We start from the raw sequence: 17,089 nt of genomic DNA, 5'->3' as shown, positions 1-17,089 counted from the left end.
GAAGCGGCCCGACCGCCCGCCCCTACCAGGCGGCAAGTGTTGCCTCTATTCTCCGATTGGCCAAGCGTAGTCCCGCATCCGATGCAGTGCGCTGGAGACGCAGCAGCTGGTTTCTGATTTCTTCATCACGTTGCCCTTGCCCGTAACGAGACAGGGCCCGACCGCTCGCAATGAAGAAATCGCACCAAGGCAAAGGCTCCGGCCGCGTGAAACTCTCAAGCGCGCCAGCATAACGATTGACTTCGTCCCATTCGCCGCTTTGAAGACATGCCTCCATGGCCGTGGTGTAGAAGTGGAAATGACAATGGCTGACTGCGCCAGCTGCAAGCGTGCGCTCGCCCTCTGCCAGAGCCTCACTTCGGGCTTTGGGATCTCCAATATTCGCCGCAAATTCTGCCATTGCCCAAGGCCCAACAAACGCGAGGCCAGTATCGCGAGCAATCTGTATTGCACGGGTACATGCCCCTATCGCCTCATTACGACGCCCCTCGGAGCGCAATACTATTGAACGAAAGATAAGTAGCTGAGCCTCGAACCTTCTTGGCCCTAAACGCTCGAGGAGGATCTCAGCCTCCGTGATTTCCTTTTGAGCGGAGCCGAACTCCGCCATTTCGACGAGAATTGTAAAAGCCAGGAATCTTCCACCCAGTTCGGCACGGCGGTTTCCAACGGTAGTTGCGGCGTCGATCGTCTCAAGGGCGATTTTCAGAGCTTCTTGCAAGCGGTTTGCATATCGGGCGGTGTAACCGATCATATAGAGATTGGCCAAGGCGATACGGCCATATCCATTCTCCCGACTCAAATCGACACACTTACGGAAGTGTTGGTTTGCAGTAATCATATAGCCGCGCTGATAGTGCGCGTCGCCTAAGCCCCCTAACGCTCGGGCTTCTGCTTTGGCTGATCCAGCATCCTGGGCAAATTTTAGCGCCAACTCATGCTGTTCCAGACAGCCATCGATATTGGCCATTGGAAAATAGATATTGCCACGGAGGAAATGGATTTGTGCAAGTTGGCCGGCTTGGCAATCTGCAGAGGCTACGGATTCCGCCCTGCGCAACACCGAAAGGGCCTCGTCGTACCGATCAGCGATACGCATGCCTTCAACTTGGCCGATCCAGGCCGTCAAACGTTGTGAATCGCTCCCCGCTGTCTCAAGTGCATTTTCGAATGCCTCGATTGATTTCTCGGCCTCACCCAATTCACGGAGGATATTTCCATGAAGGCAAGTAAGGTCATAACGCATTGACAAATCTCTGACAATCTCCAATCCGCGCTTTACCAGCCCCGCCGCTCGCTCAAAATGGAATTGATGGAGTTCCGCCTTTGCCGCGTGCAGATAGGCCTCAGCGGCCGCGGCATCCTCTGCTCTGTCGAGATGTTCAGCCCGCAGTATGGGATCGGATTTGCGAAACCAATCTGCGGCGAGCCGATGCAGCACATTTCGCCGTGCGGTGAGCAGCGATGAATAGACACCGTCACGTATCAGCGCATGCGCAAAAAGGAACGCATCACCTTCCGGACGTATCAGTGAATTGCGCAGCAGTGGTTCAAAGTCGTAAAGCGGGTCGTCGATCAGATGCGCTACCGCATCAGGCGTGAACCGCTGTCCGACTACAGAAGCGGCTTGTAATGCCAATCGGTCTGCTTGTCCTAGTCGATCGACGCGAGCCTGGACCAGGCTTTGAACTGAAGCAGGTAACTCGGCGGCATCGGCCTCCTGTGCGTTGCGCAACAGTTGATCAAGGAAGAGAGGGTTGCCCTCGGCGCGCTCGACGCAGTCTAAGGCGAGGCGATTGCCGGCATCAAAAAACCCTGCTGCCAGTTCCAATGCCTCGGCCTGTCGCAGAGGTCCGAGATCAATCGTTGTAAGAGTCCCGTTCCCGGCAGCTGCGCGCCAAGATTGATTGATCGGGTCACCATCGAATCTGGATGTCATGACGAGGAGTGCCGGGATGTCATTTACTGCACGAGCCAACGCGGCAAGATGGCGCAACTCCATTGTGCTGGCCCAGTGCAAATCCTCGACGACAATTACGACCGGACGCTTCGCGGCCGCTGCTCGCACCAGACCTACTACCGTCCGACGTTTCCCATCATTCCTGCTCGTATTGTCCATTGCATCGTAAATGCCAGCCAAATCCGGTGGCTGGGGAAGCCCAAGCAGGTCATTCAGAAAGATGCGAGCCTCGGCGCCGACCAGTCCTTCGGCAACGGCTCTGGCTGCGGCAGCATCATGGGCTTTTAAGTCACTGGATGGAGCAAAATCTAACAGGCTCCGGACGATCAACCGGATTGCGTCCTGACCTCTGGCCACGCCGAAGTCGAGAAGAAACCCGATGTGACATGCAAATTCCTGCTCCTCAGCGAGACGCTTCAGTTCGGCTATCAGCCTCGTCTTCCCGATGCCGGCATCGCCCCTAACATAGATCGTCTGTCCGTTGCCCGTATCCCGGCAATTCGTCAGGATGCTTATAAATTGTGCCATTTCGCTGCGACGGCCGACAAACGGAATGGAATCGCTTTCATCCAACTCGCTCCGCAACCCCACCAGTCGTCCGGCTCTGACCGGTTGCGCGAAGCCCTTGACCTCAATTTCGACCATTCGTTCGCAGATTGCCATTCTACCGATTGCACGCTGGAGAGATTCAGACACCCAGGTTTCGCCTGCTTGCGCCACATCCTGCAGACGCGAGGCCAGGTTTACTGAATCTCCGGTGATCGTATATTCCCGGTGGGCGTCGCTGCCGGTGCCGCTCGCCACCACTTGGCCACTGGCAATTCCGATATGGACACGCAGCGCCTCCAGGGCGCCATTTCCTGATCTGGAAACAGCTTCGTGGATCTCGCATGCCGCCCTCACTGCACGCTCGGGGTCGTCACTATGAGCTTTCGGTGCCCCGAAGACCGCCATGACGTTGTCGCCAATGTGCTTGTCGATGGTGCCGCCATAGCCTTCGACGATTCCGTCAACGACGCCAAAATAGCGGTTCAAAAGATCGTGGGTCGCTTCCGCGCCGAGTTCGCGAGAGAGTCGGGTAAAACCCGAAATGTCGGCGAACAGCACGGTAACCTGACGACGGGCGCCGTCCAAAATACCTGCGGCAACGGCAGGACCCCCCTCCGAACTGGATCTGCCCAACTCCGCAATGGCCAAAACGAGCTTCTTGCGATGGCCGAGTGCCGACACTCCCAACTCCTTCAAATCCTCGTCGTCGAGGGCCCGCAGGGTGGTCTCATCGATTTCGTTTGCCGCGAAGTGCTCGGCGTATCGCTCCAAACCAAGATCGGTGAGCCATGCGACAATATCCATCCACGTATTCCCCAATCTATGAGTGACCATAGCGCGAATTGTGGGGATAGACCAAATCGGCCCACAAGATCCGCCAGTTCGCGCGTTCTTTCATCGATCGTGCTACTCGGCCGAAATTGATCGGGTTTGGAAAGCGAGAAAGGTTCTCGGGAACGGAGCGTCCTGGCCGTTGAAGCACGCCGCTCAATCCGAAGAGCAATGAAGAGCGTTTTCGCAATCGGCGTTTGAATGGCTTTAATTGACGGCATATCCCCAAGATGTCCGCATTGGGTCATAAGCGGAACTCCTCGGCCTGAGTGAAGGTGTCGGCTCTGCGCCCGGAAGCGGACATTCGGAGCTGCGGTTAGGTGCTCAATTTAGCGAACGAGGTGACGAACACACGAACACTCCTAAAGGAGTGTGTTCGTGTTCGTTCGCCCCGCACACCTGCGAAATTCGGCGAACAATGTTCGCTATGTTCGCCCTCACTCGTGGAGAGAATTACCTCACTGAGTTTTCGGGGAAATCCCGCCCGATCTCCTGCCACACCATCGCGCATCCTTGCACACCCTTACTCCCGGTCAGGGAAGAGATGCTTACCCATCATCACTTTCATGGCCCTATCCGCAAAGAGATGACCAGGTTCACGAACACCCCGAACACCCGCGAATATTGCGCGCTTGGGTTCGCCATGCTCGCCCTTCGCCTCACGACTTTATTCTTCGCCGACGGCTCCTCCTCCTTCGATCGTTTGGCCGCGGAGCATGACGGGCTGGTACGGAGCTCCATGCAGGGGATGATAGCCAGGCCTGTGGCACTTCGCGGCACCGCAATATGACGCGAGAGAGCGTTGACTCATCTACGCGCCACCATTGCCTCATTGACGCATGCTGGACGAAGGTTGAATAGTTGGCTGCAAGTTTGTCTCCGCGTCGCGATCCGACGACATTGCGTGATCTGATTGAAGATCGCTCAACCCGGTTGCAGGCGCGCTAGAGATGAGGGCTGAGACCGATCGGGATTCCGGCCTTGGCACTGGCGCTATTGGGATAAAGCGAACATCATCAGTCGGACGCTCAACGACCTGTTTCGGAACTCACGACCGGCTACTTTTACAGTCTGAATTTGAGAGCTATAATGCCTCGTCTTGAGCCTCAGGAAGGCTAATGAGACGACACCTCGATACCGGCAGTAAAAGAAGCTAACCTGCAAGAGCGGGAAGCTGGAACGTGCGCAATGACGCCGAACTTCAGGAAAGCGACACGAGCTCAAGCGCTCGAGAATTTCAGCTAGGTGTTTTGCTCGTTCACGGAATCGGCACGCCGCGAGCCGGAGATACGTTGGTCCATTGGGGCGACTTGCTATTAAAGACTATTGAGCGCGCAAGTCGCTTACCGGAAGGCGAGAGACGAAAACGTTTAACGTCGTCTCCATCCATCCCCGCAGAAAGCCAAGGCACGGCTCCTGAAGGGGTCTTGGTATCCATAGAGCGTGCGGTTCTTGGTGGTTCACCTGAGACTGGTCACTTCGAAGTGGCGCTGCGGCTAAGCGCTGGTGATCACACCGAACGATGGCTACTCCGCGAAGGTTTGTGGGCCGGGGCGTTTCCTGCCCCGAGCTACCGAGAACTCCTGTCATGGGGCGTAAGAGCATTGCCATGGTCTATCGTGGTCCATTTCGGGGAACGTTATTGGCAGTCTGCTGGCCTCGCGACAAGGAGCTGGCAAGCGCTCAAGCCACTGTCAAGCAGCCTACTCAAGCGCCCTTTGGATCGGACGAAGATAGTCGCACTCGCCAGGGCAATTCGCCACCTCATCGTCGCGATAGCACCCCTCGTTAAGGCGGTTTTCCAGCTTATCGGCATATTAGCGCTAACGCCCGCGCTAATCGCCGTCCTCGGGCTGACACTGCTGTTGGGGCTAATCCCCATCCCGCAGATTCGCACGCTGGCGCTCGCTGTTCAGTCGAAGCTTACGGCAACGGCCGGCGATAGCTTCGCCTTCGTCGAGAGTCCAATTCGGGCCGCACTGATCCGAGAATGCATTCTCAAGGGTCTAAAGCGGCTCAAGCCGCTCTGCGTGCACACCGTCGTAGTCGCACACTCCCAAGGAGCGGCTGTTGTGCTAGAGGCTCTGGGTGCCCTCGAGCCGTCTAACGATAAGCGTGAGGTAGCGGCAGTTTGGCGCCTCGTCCCGGACGCGCTGATTACCTTTGGTGCGGGTACAAACCAACTCGCAAGCCAGAAAGTCCTGGCTGACAGAATGCCAGAGTTGAAGATAAGCCCGGTCCTTCTCGCGGTCGGGGCCATTCTTTTGGGGGCTGGGCTATCCGTCTGGTTGTACTTGAACGCAACGGTGCGGCAAATTCTACTCGGCGGCGCGTTGGTGCTTTTCTTATTGATGATCCAACGCGTGGTCTTGTTGGGTTTGGCCCGGTGGGGGAAGAAGCAGCGAAAGGAACCGGACAATAACGGAGAGGACATTGATGACCCATGGATGATGTGGGGCAGCGCCCGGTGGTGGAAGAAGCAGAGCACGCAATCGGGCCATAAGCGAAAAGACGATGATGACCCTTGGAAGAATGTTGAGCCATGGACGAAAAAAATATATCGTAGGCATCTTGTGCGTTCTCTTAGCCGTTTTTTGGGGGGTGTATCAATTCTCGGATCTTTATTTGGAGCCCATTGTTTGGCTGATCTCTGCGCTGGCTATCTTGTATGGGTCGATTGGTTTCATTCTCTCACCTGAGGGCAGGAAAATCGTACAAGCGCCAGTGAGTAGGCCGTTGGGCCTTCGTCGTTGGGTCGATCTTTACGCGTCTGCCGACCCAGTGCCAAACGGTCGCACGAGAACAACCGAAGGCGGACATGAGTCCAAACAGATCTGGAATCTGGGCTCCCTGTTGCGCGACCACACCGCCTATTGGGACAATCGGGACGGATTCGTGCTTCGGGTCGTAAGGGTGTGCGCCGAGACGGCAGAGAGCCCCTGGACGCATGAGCTTCCTGAAGAATCGGACTTCGTAGACATACGTGCGGCTTGGCGGGTCGGCTTCCTGCGGGCGGCACGATGGATCAGCGGCTTAACCTGGATAGTTCTGGGCTTTTTGCTTTGGAATCGGGATCTGGCGGACGTACCCGTACCGTTCAATTTGCCAAGTTGGGTACCTGCTTGGGTACCTGCTCCGCCGGTTCAGCATGCTCTGTTCTTGGCGCTGATCCCGTTGGCTATGTGGGTGACGTCCAGTGTGCTGTGCTGGATCTGGAGGTGGTGGGTCTTGGCAGAGCAGGAGGTGGTGCTGGGTCACGAACAGCCCGGGCGGGAAGAGTCAACCGTAGGCCAATTGGTCATCTTTTTCATGGCGCTGGTCGTCTCTACGTTGATTGCGTCGGCCGTCTGTGTGCTATTTGTGGCCGATCTGGGCAACCTTACCAACCTCGAGTCGGTCGTTTCGATTATGGGGCCTTGTTTGTTATTTGCCTGGTTGTGTACTTATTTGCCCAGAGTTCTGAGATGTTGTCCGCCAGATGCCTCGCTTGGAAAGCGTTCCGATGACATCCCTAAGCTTGACCGGGACTTCATTGCGCCGAGCCGCAAGGCGGCGAGCATGCTGGCCTTCGCCGCTGGCCTCATGCTACTTTTCGGCGTCTGTTCTTTCCTCTTTCAGGTGGCGCGCTTCCAGCCTTTTTTCTTGGATATCTCGCCGTCCCCGCTGGCTGCCGAAGACGAGCAGGCCTTGAAGCCCGGCGACAAGTTCAGGGAATGTACGAACTGTCCCGATATGGTCGTCATCCCGGGCGGTAAATTCAAAATGGGGTCACCGGCAGACCAGTTCGGGCATAAGAACAGCGAGGGCCCGCCGCATGAGGTAACCATCGGCCAACGGTTCGCTGTGGGCAAATTCGAGTTAACTGTAAACGAGTGGAACGCGTGCGCGGCGCATGGTGGATGCCGCCCGCTGGACTACTTATCCCTCGACTTCATATTATCCAGCTTGAGGGGTGGCCTGAGCGGTCGCGAGCCGGCGAGCTCATTGTCCTGGGACAACGCCCAGCAGTATGTGGCCTGGATCGTCAAGGTGACTGGCAAGCCCTATCGACTATTAACCGAGGCGGAATGGGAGTATGCCGCGCGCGGTGGCAAAACAACAGCCTATTTCTGGGGCGATGAGATCGGCAAGGAGAATGCCAATTGCACCGGCTGTCGCGGCGAGTTGTCCCGTATAGGGGTCGAGGAGGTCGGCCGCTTCAAAGCCAATGCATTCGGCCTCCACGACATGCACGGCAACGTCGCCGAGTGGGTCGAGGATTGCTCGCACGAAAGATATGTGGGAAATCCACCCATCGACGGCTCGGCGTGGACAGCAGAAGGTAACTGCGACCTGCGTGTCATCCGCGGCGGTTCCTGGTACGACAATCCTCCCGACCTCCGCTCGGCCGCACGCATCTCGCAAGACAAATCAAGGTTCGCCAACACCACCATCGGCTTCCGGATCAGCCGGACGCTTACCCCTTAAATCCTTACTGTTCATCCTTAAGGTCTGGGCGGCGGACAGTAGTTGTCGGCAGCACCGTCCGAGGCGGCGATCCGATGCGACACGCTTGCAAGCGCGATCTTGCCCTCGCGGCTCTTGTGCCTCCTCGCTTCGAGGTTGAGCATGAAGATAATTGTCTGCCCATCCACGATGCGAATCAGCGCTTCAGCGCCAGCGGTCGAGCATGGTGTGATGATAGCTTGGAGAGACGCCATGAGTCTCCGGCATTCTTGTGCAGCAATGTCCGGAGTTGGCTCATCGCGTCATCTCGCTGCGCTGCAGAATTTAGACTAGTCGCTGTCGGGGCAAAGCTGACATGGCCGGACTTGATACGGGCGCGATCCGGTAGCGAATGACCCAATACCGACATCACGGACTATTGATTCAGCGCAGAGACGCCCTATGCCGGCAGCCCGGGCTCACGCCAAGCCTCGAATCGACAGTTCGAGATCGAGTATGATAATGCGGGCGTCGAAGCTTTCGCGTTCACATTCGGCTGATCCGTTGGAGTGCATCGGTGATTGTCAAGACCTTTCCAAGGACAGTGCGGGCCATCGAGCACACGCTGATACCGTTGAAGGACGGCACGATGCTGGCGGCTCGCATCTGGTTGCCGGACGATGCCGAGCTGAACCCGGTCCCGGCAATCCTCGAATATCTCCCCTACCGCAAGCGCGACGGGACATATGAGCGAGACGCGCTCACTCATCCTTATCTTGCCGGTCACGGCTATGCGGGCGTTCGGGTCGACATTCGTGGCAGCGGCGAATCGGACGGCTTGCTGTTCGACGAATACGCAAAGCAAGAGCAGGACGATGGCCTGGAGGTCATAGAGTGGTTGGCGGCACAGTCCTGGTGCAGCGGTGTGGTCGGGATGATGGGGATTTCCTGGGGCGGGTTCAATGGACTTCAGATTGCGGCGCGCCGCCCGCCGGCACTCAAGGCGATCGTAACCATTTGCTCGACCGATGATCGTTACGCCGATGATGCACACTACATGGGCGGCGCGCTTCTGACCGCCGGACTTGAATGGGCCTCCTTCTTCTTCGGCTCAATGTGCCTGCCGCCCGACCCATCACTTGTCGGTGATCGCTGGCGGGCAATGTGGGTGGAGCGCTTAGAGAACGTGCCGCTGTTCTTTGAAACCTGGCTGCGGCACCAACGGCGCGATGACTATTGGAAGCATGGATCGGTATGCGAGGATTATGCGGCAATCCAATGTCCGGTATACGCCGTCGGCGGCTGGACCGATGGCTATAAGAATGCAATTCCCCGGCTGCTCGAGCAGCTGTCGGTGCCGCGCAGGGGCCTCATCGGGCCGTGGGCCTGCGGCTATCCGCATTTTGCCCTTCCCGGCCCGCAGATCGGCTTTCTGCAAGTAATGCTGCGGTGGTGGGACTATTGGCTGAAAGGCATCGATACGGACGTGATGGATGACCCCATGCTGCGCGCCTGGATGACAGAGAGCGTGAAACCGGCTCGGCATCATGGCGAGCTGCCGGGCCGCTGGGTTGCCGAATCCTCTTGGCCGTCACCGGGAGTGATATCCCGACGCCTATTCCTGACTGATGAGGGGCTGCGGACCGAAGCAGCCGCTTTGACGCCTCGCCCGATATGTTCGCCCCAGACTGTTGGCAAATGCTCGGGCGACTGGGTTCCTTTCGGCCATGGGAGCGATCAGGCAGGCGACCAGCAGGAAGATGACATGCGCTCGCTCGTTTTCGAGACACCGCAACTCCATGCGCCGATTGAGATCCTCGGCGCCGCGACTGTGACACTCGATATCGCATCTGACCGGCCGATTGCGAACTTGGCGGTTCGGCTATGCGATGTCCACCCCTCCGGCAAATCGATGCGCGTTAGCTATGGTCTGCTCAATCTCACTCATCGTGACGGACATGAAGCACCCGCACCGCTGGTGACAGGCGAACGCTACACAGTGTGTGTTAAACTCAACGATGCGGGTTCTGTGTTCCCCGTCGGCCACAGGATAAGGCTCGCTCTTTCAACCGCTTACTGGCCGATCATGTGGCCAAGCCCTGAGAAGGCGACGCTCTCGATTTTGGGCGGCACCATCGACCTGCCGGAACGCCCGCCTCAGGCAGCGGACGCGCGGCTGTCGCCGCTGCCCGGCCCCGAGTCGGCGCTGCCGGAGAAACCAACAATCATCCATCGAAACGGCATGCGCATCGAGCGCATCGACCGCATCGGCCTGGAGTTAGGCGTTGGAGGCAAATCTCTGTTTCACGTCGCGGACGACGATCCCCTCAGTGCGCTGGTCGACCTGCAGCGGACCCAGACGATGTCGCGGGGAACTTGGCAAATCCGCACAGAAACTCAGATGCGGCTGTCTTGCACGCGCAATGCATTCCATTTGCGTGGGAGTTTGCGCGCCTTCGAAGGTGTGAATAAAATCTGCAGCAGGGAATGGGATCGCGCCATTCCGCGAGATTTCCTATAGCGATGCGAAAAGACGAGCTATCCGCTCTTAGGTCCCACCGATATCATCGCATAGTTGATCGGACTGTGCGCCTCTGGTCAGATCTGTAAAATACTCAAATCTAAGGAGTTCTCCGGTGTCCAACACAACAGCTACTACGGTCCCAATATCGCGGACGGTCGATTTGAAGCTCGAGGTTGTCGTCATCCCGGTTTCGGACGTCGATCGCGCCAAGAGTTTTTACAATAAGCTGGGTTGGCGGCTCGATGGCGAATTCGCCGTCGGCGACGATTTTCGGGTCATACAGTTCACGCCTCCGGGCTCGCCGTGCTCAATCCACTTTGGCCGCGGAGTCACATCGGCCAAGCCTGGCTCGGCCCAGGGACTTTACCTCGTCGTGTCCGACATCGTGGCGGCGCGCGCCGAACTCGTCGATCGCGGTGCCGATGTGAGCGAAGTATTCCATCGCGCCGGTCCAGGGCAACCGGCTGTAAGCGGCCCCGATCCTGAGCGGCGCAGCTACTTCTCATACGCGACGTTCAACGATCCGGACGGCAATGGTTGGCTGCTCCAGGAGGTCACTACACGGTTCCCCGGACGCGTGGACGCCGACCACACGACCTTTACCTCCACGAGGGAACTCGCGGGCGCGCTTCGCCGCGCCGAGGCCGCGCATGGCGAGCATGAGAAGCGGACCGGTGAGCGAGATCCGGACTGGCCCAGCTGGTATGCCGAGTACATGGTTCAAAAGCAGGCCGGCGGGCCGTTGCCGTCATGAAGACAGCCAAGGGGGCCAATCGGGAACTTGGCAACATCGCGCGCCGTCGCGACGACGCGATCGCCAGCGTTCAAGCGTGGCCTCCGCGATGCTGCGTCCCAGTCCGTGCCCCGCCCCGGTAATCAGCCAGATCTGCGCCATATCGAACCTCGTTTCATCAAGGCTGCTGAACCTGCACGATTGCGCCAGGCGCGTCGGTTGCGCCCTCACGAATGCCAAGGTAACGGCGGGCAGCCGATACGTCACCCTGGACGATCTGCCGGATCGGTCCAGTTGCGTTAACCACGGCCGAACCCGCCGGGTTGGTCATGAAGCTGGCAAGCGGCTCCACAGTGCCACTCCCGTCGGGGTTCACCGATAGCACCAACTGGTAGGGATGCTTCGGCAGAAGCCCGGTCACTCCCGCTTGCAAGATCTGCGTAAGTCCCTGGTCAAACAACGTGACGGTCGTGAGTGCCTTTCCTCCCGTGCCCAAAATAAGCTTCGTAGCTCCTTCCGCGACCGCCAGCGGCTGCAGATTCGCGAGTCCATCTCCTTCGGGCACCGTGCAACAGGATCACGACGGGACCGTTCGCCACCCCCGCTTCCGCTTAGCCGACGTTGAGCAGCCCAGCCCGCGCCTGCTTGATAGGCCCAAAAGTCGCGGCGGATATCGGCTGAACCCGTTGTGGGATTTGAGCGGCCGCTCGGCGCGAGGCGTTCATGATACTGAGAGGCATAGCGGCAATAGCCACGGCGGCGCCGCCGCAAAACATCCGGCGACCACAATCGATATCTTCCATCTGAAGTCCTCCTCCAGTCTCGGCAAGTACGTCGAGGCCCAAGTCTTCCAGCCATTTGCCAATATCGCGCGCCACAATCGCCTCATTTGGCATGGAAGGCCTCATAGCATAAGGCCTTCGAGTCGCTCGATCTATCGCCGTGGCGTTGCAGGACCAATGTCTGCTTAGGGTCAGATTCGGACTTCATGACCATGTCCGCTGCACGGCAGCTTTCCCCTCAAAACCGGGGATCGCATTTGGTAGCTGGGATGTCGCCTTAGGGCCATGTGTGGACGGCTCCGGGCTGTCAAGGTTCTTTTGCATGTCGCAGCGCTGGTCGTAGCAGCCATGTGTTCGGCCTTTGAGCGCGGCTCATAGGGCCGCTGGCCATAATGCCTTCCGCGGATCAGGTCCCGGTCAAAAGCTCGCATTCGACAATGCTGTGGCCCATGTGGGTTGTCCTGATCGCCGGATCGACCGGTTCTGCGTTACCTGCTGTCAGTCCTTTCCAGCCTTCACATCACGCCGTTGCCGGCGCGATCTCGTCCAAAGTCGCCGTGCCCTAGCGAGCCAGCGCGACGGGTTCCCTGTAACGCTCGCCCTTGGCCATCATCGCCCAGGCCATGCGGGCAATCTTGTTGGCGAACGCGATCGCGGCCACCTTTGTCGGCCGCCGCTCCAGCAGCTTGGCAAGCCATGGCCGATGCTTGGTGCCGTGGATTTTCGCGTATCGGATCACCGCCAACGCGCCAGCACAGAACAGCGAGCGCAGGTATCGATCGCCCTGTTTGGTGATATTGCCAAGCCTCTCCCTGCCTCCACTGGAGTTCTGCTTCGGCACCAGCCCAATCCAGGCTGAGAAGTCGCGTCCCGAGCGAAACGCCCTCGGATCGGGAATACTGGCGACCAGCGCGGTTGCCAGCGCCGGACCGACCCCGGGGAGTTCGTCGAGCCGACGGCTGGTCTCGTTTGAGCGATGCCAGGCGTTGATATGCTGGTCGAACGTCAGGATCTGCCGCTTCAGCTGCCATAGTTGACGGCCCAGTGCCTCCAGGCACTCGCGCGCAATCTCGGGCACGCGTCCATCGTCGGGATCGGCAACCACATCGAGCAGCTTCTCGACGCCATTGCGGCCGACTGGTGCGACAATGCCAAACTCGGCAAGGTGGGCGCGGATCGCATTGATCAGCGCAGTCTGCTGGCGAATGAACAGATGCCGCGTACGGTGGAGCATCAGACAGGCTTGCTGGTCGGGTGTCTTGGTCGGCACGAACCGCATGCTTGGCCGCTGCACCGCCTCGCAAATGGCCTCGGCATCGGCCGCATCGTTCTTCTGGCGTTTCACATACGGCTTCACATAGGCCGGCGGCATCAATCGAACCGTGTGCCCGAGTGCCTGCAACTCGCGCGACCAGTGGTGCGAGGACGCGCATGCCTCGATACCAACCACACAAGGCGAAAGCTTCCTGAAGAAACCGAGAACCCGTGACCGCTTGAGACGCTGGCGAATAACCCCCTGGCCGTCTGCGTCAATGCCGTGAACCTGGAAAACAGACTTCGCAATGTCGAAACCGATTGTCGTCACCGCTTGCATATCGAGCTCCTCCGAATCGTGGTCACCTTTTGGCCACCAATCCTATGGCACTTGCGCACCAGGTGGAGGAGCCGTCCACAGCATCAAAAGCGGCCATAAGTGGGTTCGGTAACTCGCCGCTGTAGGGGCTTGGGTCAGCCCTACTCATCCGTCGCCACTTCGCTTAAAATGCGGCCCTGTCCATTACAGGATCCGGCATGGCTGGGGGTAGAATTCAGCGCAGAATGGCCGCTATCCTTGCAGCCGATGTGGCCGGCTACAGCATGCTAATGGGCAAGGATGAGGAAGGTACTCTTGCCACTCTTAGGGTGTATCGCGAAGCCATCGACGCCTTGATTGCGCAGCACGAAGGCCGCGTCTTTGGCAGCGCCGGCGATAGTGTAATTGCGGAGTTCGCAAGCCCCGTCGAGGCGGTCAGATGCGCCACCAAAATTCAAATCGAGGTCGACAAACGAAATGCCAGCCTACCTGAGCCGAACAGGATGCGCTTTCGAATCGGGATCAATCTCGGCGACATCGTTGTCGACGGCGGCAATCTCATGGGCGATGGCGTTAACGTTGCCGCGCGCCTCCAGGGTCTTGCAGAGCCGGACGGCATTTGTATCTCGAGCAAAGTATTCGAGGAGGTGCGCGGCAAGAATGCCTCGGTGTTCGAGGATATGGGTGAGCAAACGGTCAAAAATATCGAGCACCCGGTCCGCGTCTACCGGTGGCAACGCGAAGACTTACGCGGCGTTCCCGCTGCTCGGCGCTTGACTCTCAACCTGCCTGACAGGCCCTCGATCGCTGTCCTGCCATTTCAGAACATGAGCGGCGATCCTGAGCAGGAATACTTCGCCGACGGCATGGTGGAAGAGATCATCACCGCTCTGTCGCGAATGCGCTGGCTGTTTGTGATCGCCCGGAATTCGAGCTTCGTCTACAAAGGCCGTGCTGTCGACGTGAAGCAGATCGGGCGCGAGCTTGGCGTGCGCTATGTGCTCGAAGGGAGCGTGCGGAAGGCGGGAAACAAGGTCCGCATCACGGGACAGCTCATCGACAGTACGACAGGCGCTCATCTCTGGGCGGATCGCTTCGATGGCACCGTCGAGGATGTCTTCGACCTCCAGGATCAAGTGACCCAGAACGTGGTTGCCGCAATCGCGCCGAAGCTTGAACAGCCAGAAATCGAGAGATCGCGGCGCAAGCCGACCGGAAGCCTCGATGCCTATGACTACTACCTTCGCGGATTGTCGGCCCTTCATCAGTGGACGAAGGTTGCCTGTGCGGAGGCATTGGTGCATTTTCACAGGGCGATCGAGCTCGATCCCGGCTTTGCTTCAGCCTATGGCATGGCGGCACGATGCTATTCGATGCGCAAGGTGTGCGGATGGGTCGAAGACGCAGCGAAGGAGGCCGTCGAAGCCGACCGACTGGCAAGGCGAGCGAGCGAACTCGGCAAGGACGACGCGGTGGCGCTCGCCGCAGCGGGAATCGCCCTGGGCTTCGTGGTCGAAGATCTCGATCGCGCCCGGGAGCTGGTCGATCGCGCAACCGCGCTCGATCCTAACATGGCCTGGGCCTGGCTTTGGAGTGCCTGGATAAGAGCCTGGCTTGGGGAGCCAGAAACTGCCAAGGAGTACGCCGCACGGGCACTGAGGCTGAGCCCGCTCGACTCGCATCGGGCCAGCATGTTTGCGGCGATGGCTGCCGGCCATTTCCTCGCCGGGAGCCATGATGAAGCATTGGCCTGGGCGGAGCGTGCGCAATTGGAGATGAAAGGAGTCTTATTTTCGATGGCGCTCATGGCAGCAAGTGCTGCGCTGGCAGGGAAGCTGGATCGGGCAAAGGACGCCCTTGACCAAATCATTAGCTACCATCCCCATTTCTCGATCTCTATGCAACGCCAAGTCTTTCCGTTTCGTCGGCCGCAGGACATAGCAAAGCTAGCCGAAGGCTTGCGCAAAGCGGGATTACCAGAATGATGTTTGGCATAATTTCCGATCGGCTTTGTAAGTGTCCGCTATGGGTCAGATTCGGACTTCATGACCATGTCCGCTGCACGACAGCGGCAATACGTCTTCCCGGACTGGGGATTCATTGCCCGCTAGTTTGCTCGAGCGTTTTGAAACAGTGCTGAAACTCAAATCTAATTATGATAGATGGTGCTAGTTGCTTGAGGCATCAGCATGATCGCAACACGGCTACCTTGGTGGACATGGGGCTGGCCTGCCTTGGCCTGCGTAATATTGTTGATGGCTGCTATACTCGGTGATGTGCGACTCATTGCCTTGCTCGCCGGAGTCGTCCTGCTCGGCACCGTGTTCGCTGCAGTCTATCACGCGGAGGTGATTGCGTCCCGCGTCGGCGAGCCATTTGGCACGCTTGTCCTCGCACTTGCGGTAACGGTGATTGAGACGGCATTAATTGTCTCGGTTATGATCGCCGCTCCCGCCGAAAAGGCAGGATTAGCGCGCGACACAGTTTACGCTGCCGTTATGATTGTTTGTAATGGCATTGTCGGTTCCTGTTTGCTATTGGGCGGTACCCGTCACCATGAACAGGGATTTCAGGTCCAGGGAGCAAGCGCCGCCCTGGCAGTGCTGACCCCACTCACGATCCTCACCTTAATTCTTCCAAATTTTGCGGCTAGCGAACTCGGGCCGCAGTACAGCCCGCCACAGCTCGTTTTTGCCGGGCTTGTATCGCTGGTGCTCTACGGCTCTTTCGTTTTCGTCCAGACCGTGCGGCACCGTGACTACTTCCTCCCGGTCCAAACTGACGATGAAGAGGTGCATCCCCCTCCGTCCGACACAATTGTTATTCTGAGCAGCGGACTTCTACTCGTCTCACTCTTCGCGGTCGTAGGTCTTGCCAAGATTCTCACTCCCACTCTGGAATTTGGAATAGACTTCCTTGGCGTCCCAAAGGCGGTGGTGGGGATTGTCATCGCTGCGCTTGTGTTACTTCCCGAATGTCTGGCAGCTCTCAGGGCGGCTCGGAATAATCGATTACAAACCAGTTTGAATTTGGCACTGGGATCTGCCCTCGCAACCATTGGTCTGACGATTCCAGCGGTTGGCGCTGTTTCGATCGCGCTTCGACAGCCCCTCGAACTCGGCCTGGGGACGATAGATCAAGTTCTGCTGGCGCTCACGCTGCTCCTCAGCGCAATCACCCTTAGCACCGGCCGTACAACGGTGCTCCAGGGCACCGTGCACCTCGTCATTTTTGCAGTGTTCTTGTTCTTCGCTGTGGTGCCTTGAGTGCGGCTAGGCGATACAGTCCCGCTCTCGGAATTCACCCACGCCCATCACGAAACCGATCACTACAACAAAAGGGCAGACTGATCGGTTTTCTTTTCCTTGGCGCTGGTGAGGAAGTTATCCCTGTTCGCATTGCCTTCGGCGACTGGCACGACCCCCGCGCCGGGTCTGGGACCTGTGGTGTTTAATATCCACGGTTGGGATCAAGACATTCCGGACCACAACCAGAAAGCCGGTCAGCACGTCGTTGTTATTCGTCTGACAAACTCGTGGCGATGCGCTTGGCTCTAAGTACAATAGGCCGTCGCCTAGCATATGTAGCCGCGTTCCTCCTCGTTGCCGCTGGACGCGATCGCTAAGACAACTCCGCGCGTACCAGCAGTAAACAAATAATTTGAACTATTGGACCGCGTGGCTTGCTTTCGCGGTTCGCTGGGCTCAATCAG

The 17,089-nt window shown here is 58.3% G+C and carries 9 protein-coding genes and 1 pseudogene; 6 read left to right on the top strand and 4 right to left on the bottom strand.

The features are described from left to right. Positions 1-22: 22 nt before the first annotated feature. Complete coding sequence (locus tag G5V57_RS26745) at positions 23-3,313, bottom strand: adenylate/guanylate cyclase domain-containing protein (protein WP_165171093.1); 3,291 nt, start codon at positions 3,311-3,313, stop codon at positions 23-25. A 1,208-nt stretch (positions 3,314-4,521) separates the two neighbouring features. On the opposite strand from G5V57_RS26745, the gene G5V57_RS26740 reads away from it, so the two are divergent. The 4 genes from G5V57_RS26740 to G5V57_RS26725 all read left to right on the top strand — a co-directional run bounded on the left by G5V57_RS26740 (position 4,522) and on the right by G5V57_RS26725 (position 11,043). Then, complete coding sequence (locus G5V57_RS26740; RefSeq protein ID WP_165171091.1) at positions 4,522-6,039, top strand: hypothetical protein; 1,518 nt, start codon at positions 4,522-4,524, stop codon at positions 6,037-6,039. Between the two features lie 529 nt (positions 6,040-6,568). Next, positions 6,569-7,807: a formylglycine-generating enzyme family protein gene (locus G5V57_RS26735; protein ID WP_246737381.1), complete on the top strand. Its 1,239-nt coding sequence runs from the start codon at positions 6,569-6,571 to the stop codon at positions 7,805-7,807. A 535-nt stretch (positions 7,808-8,342) separates the two neighbouring features. Then, positions 8,343-10,286: a CocE/NonD family hydrolase gene (locus tag G5V57_RS26730; RefSeq protein ID WP_246737380.1), complete on the top strand. Its 1,944-nt coding sequence runs from the start codon at positions 8,343-8,345 to the stop codon at positions 10,284-10,286. A 163-nt stretch (positions 10,287-10,449) separates the two neighbouring features. After that, positions 10,450-11,043, top strand: a complete 594-nt coding sequence (locus G5V57_RS26725) for a VOC family protein (protein WP_246737379.1) — start codon at positions 10,450-10,452, stop codon at positions 11,041-11,043. Positions 11,044-11,200: 157 nt separating this feature from the next. Here the strand turns inward: G5V57_RS26725 and G5V57_RS26720 are convergent. From G5V57_RS26720 to G5V57_RS26710, 3 genes and pseudogenes are all read right to left on the bottom strand, one after another. Next, positions 11,201-11,587: pseudogene (locus G5V57_RS26720) on the bottom strand (hypothetical protein); the annotation flags it as partial. A gap of 46 nt (positions 11,588-11,633) precedes the next feature. Continuing rightward, entirely contained in the window at positions 11,634-11,918 is a 285-nt protein-coding gene (locus G5V57_RS26715; protein WP_165171085.1) for a hypothetical protein, read from the bottom strand. A gap of 448 nt (positions 11,919-12,366) precedes the next feature. After that, positions 12,367-13,398: an IS110 family transposase gene (locus G5V57_RS26710; protein WP_165165892.1), complete on the bottom strand. Its 1,032-nt coding sequence runs from the start codon at positions 13,396-13,398 to the stop codon at positions 12,367-12,369. A 224-nt stretch (positions 13,399-13,622) separates the two neighbouring features. On the opposite strand from G5V57_RS26710, the gene G5V57_RS26705 reads away from it, so the two are divergent. After that, positions 13,623-15,362 (top strand): adenylate/guanylate cyclase domain-containing protein, encoded by a 1,740-nt coding sequence (locus G5V57_RS26705; RefSeq protein ID WP_165171082.1) that lies wholly within the window; start codon positions 13,623-13,625, stop codon positions 15,360-15,362. 204 nt (positions 15,363-15,566) lie between these two features. Further along, a complete protein-coding gene (locus G5V57_RS26700; RefSeq protein WP_165171080.1) occupies positions 15,567-16,643 on the top strand; it encodes a calcium:proton antiporter in 1,077 nt (358 codons plus the stop codon). Positions 16,644-17,089 lie beyond the last annotated feature (446 nt).

Origin of the sequence: Nordella sp. HKS 07 (assembly GCF_011046735.1) — a bacterium.
Lineage (GTDB): Bacteria > Pseudomonadota > Alphaproteobacteria > Rhizobiales > Aestuariivirgaceae > Taklimakanibacter.
The sequence above is the reverse complement of the archived record's forward strand: the minus strand, read 5'-3'. Positions and strand labels throughout refer to the sequence as shown.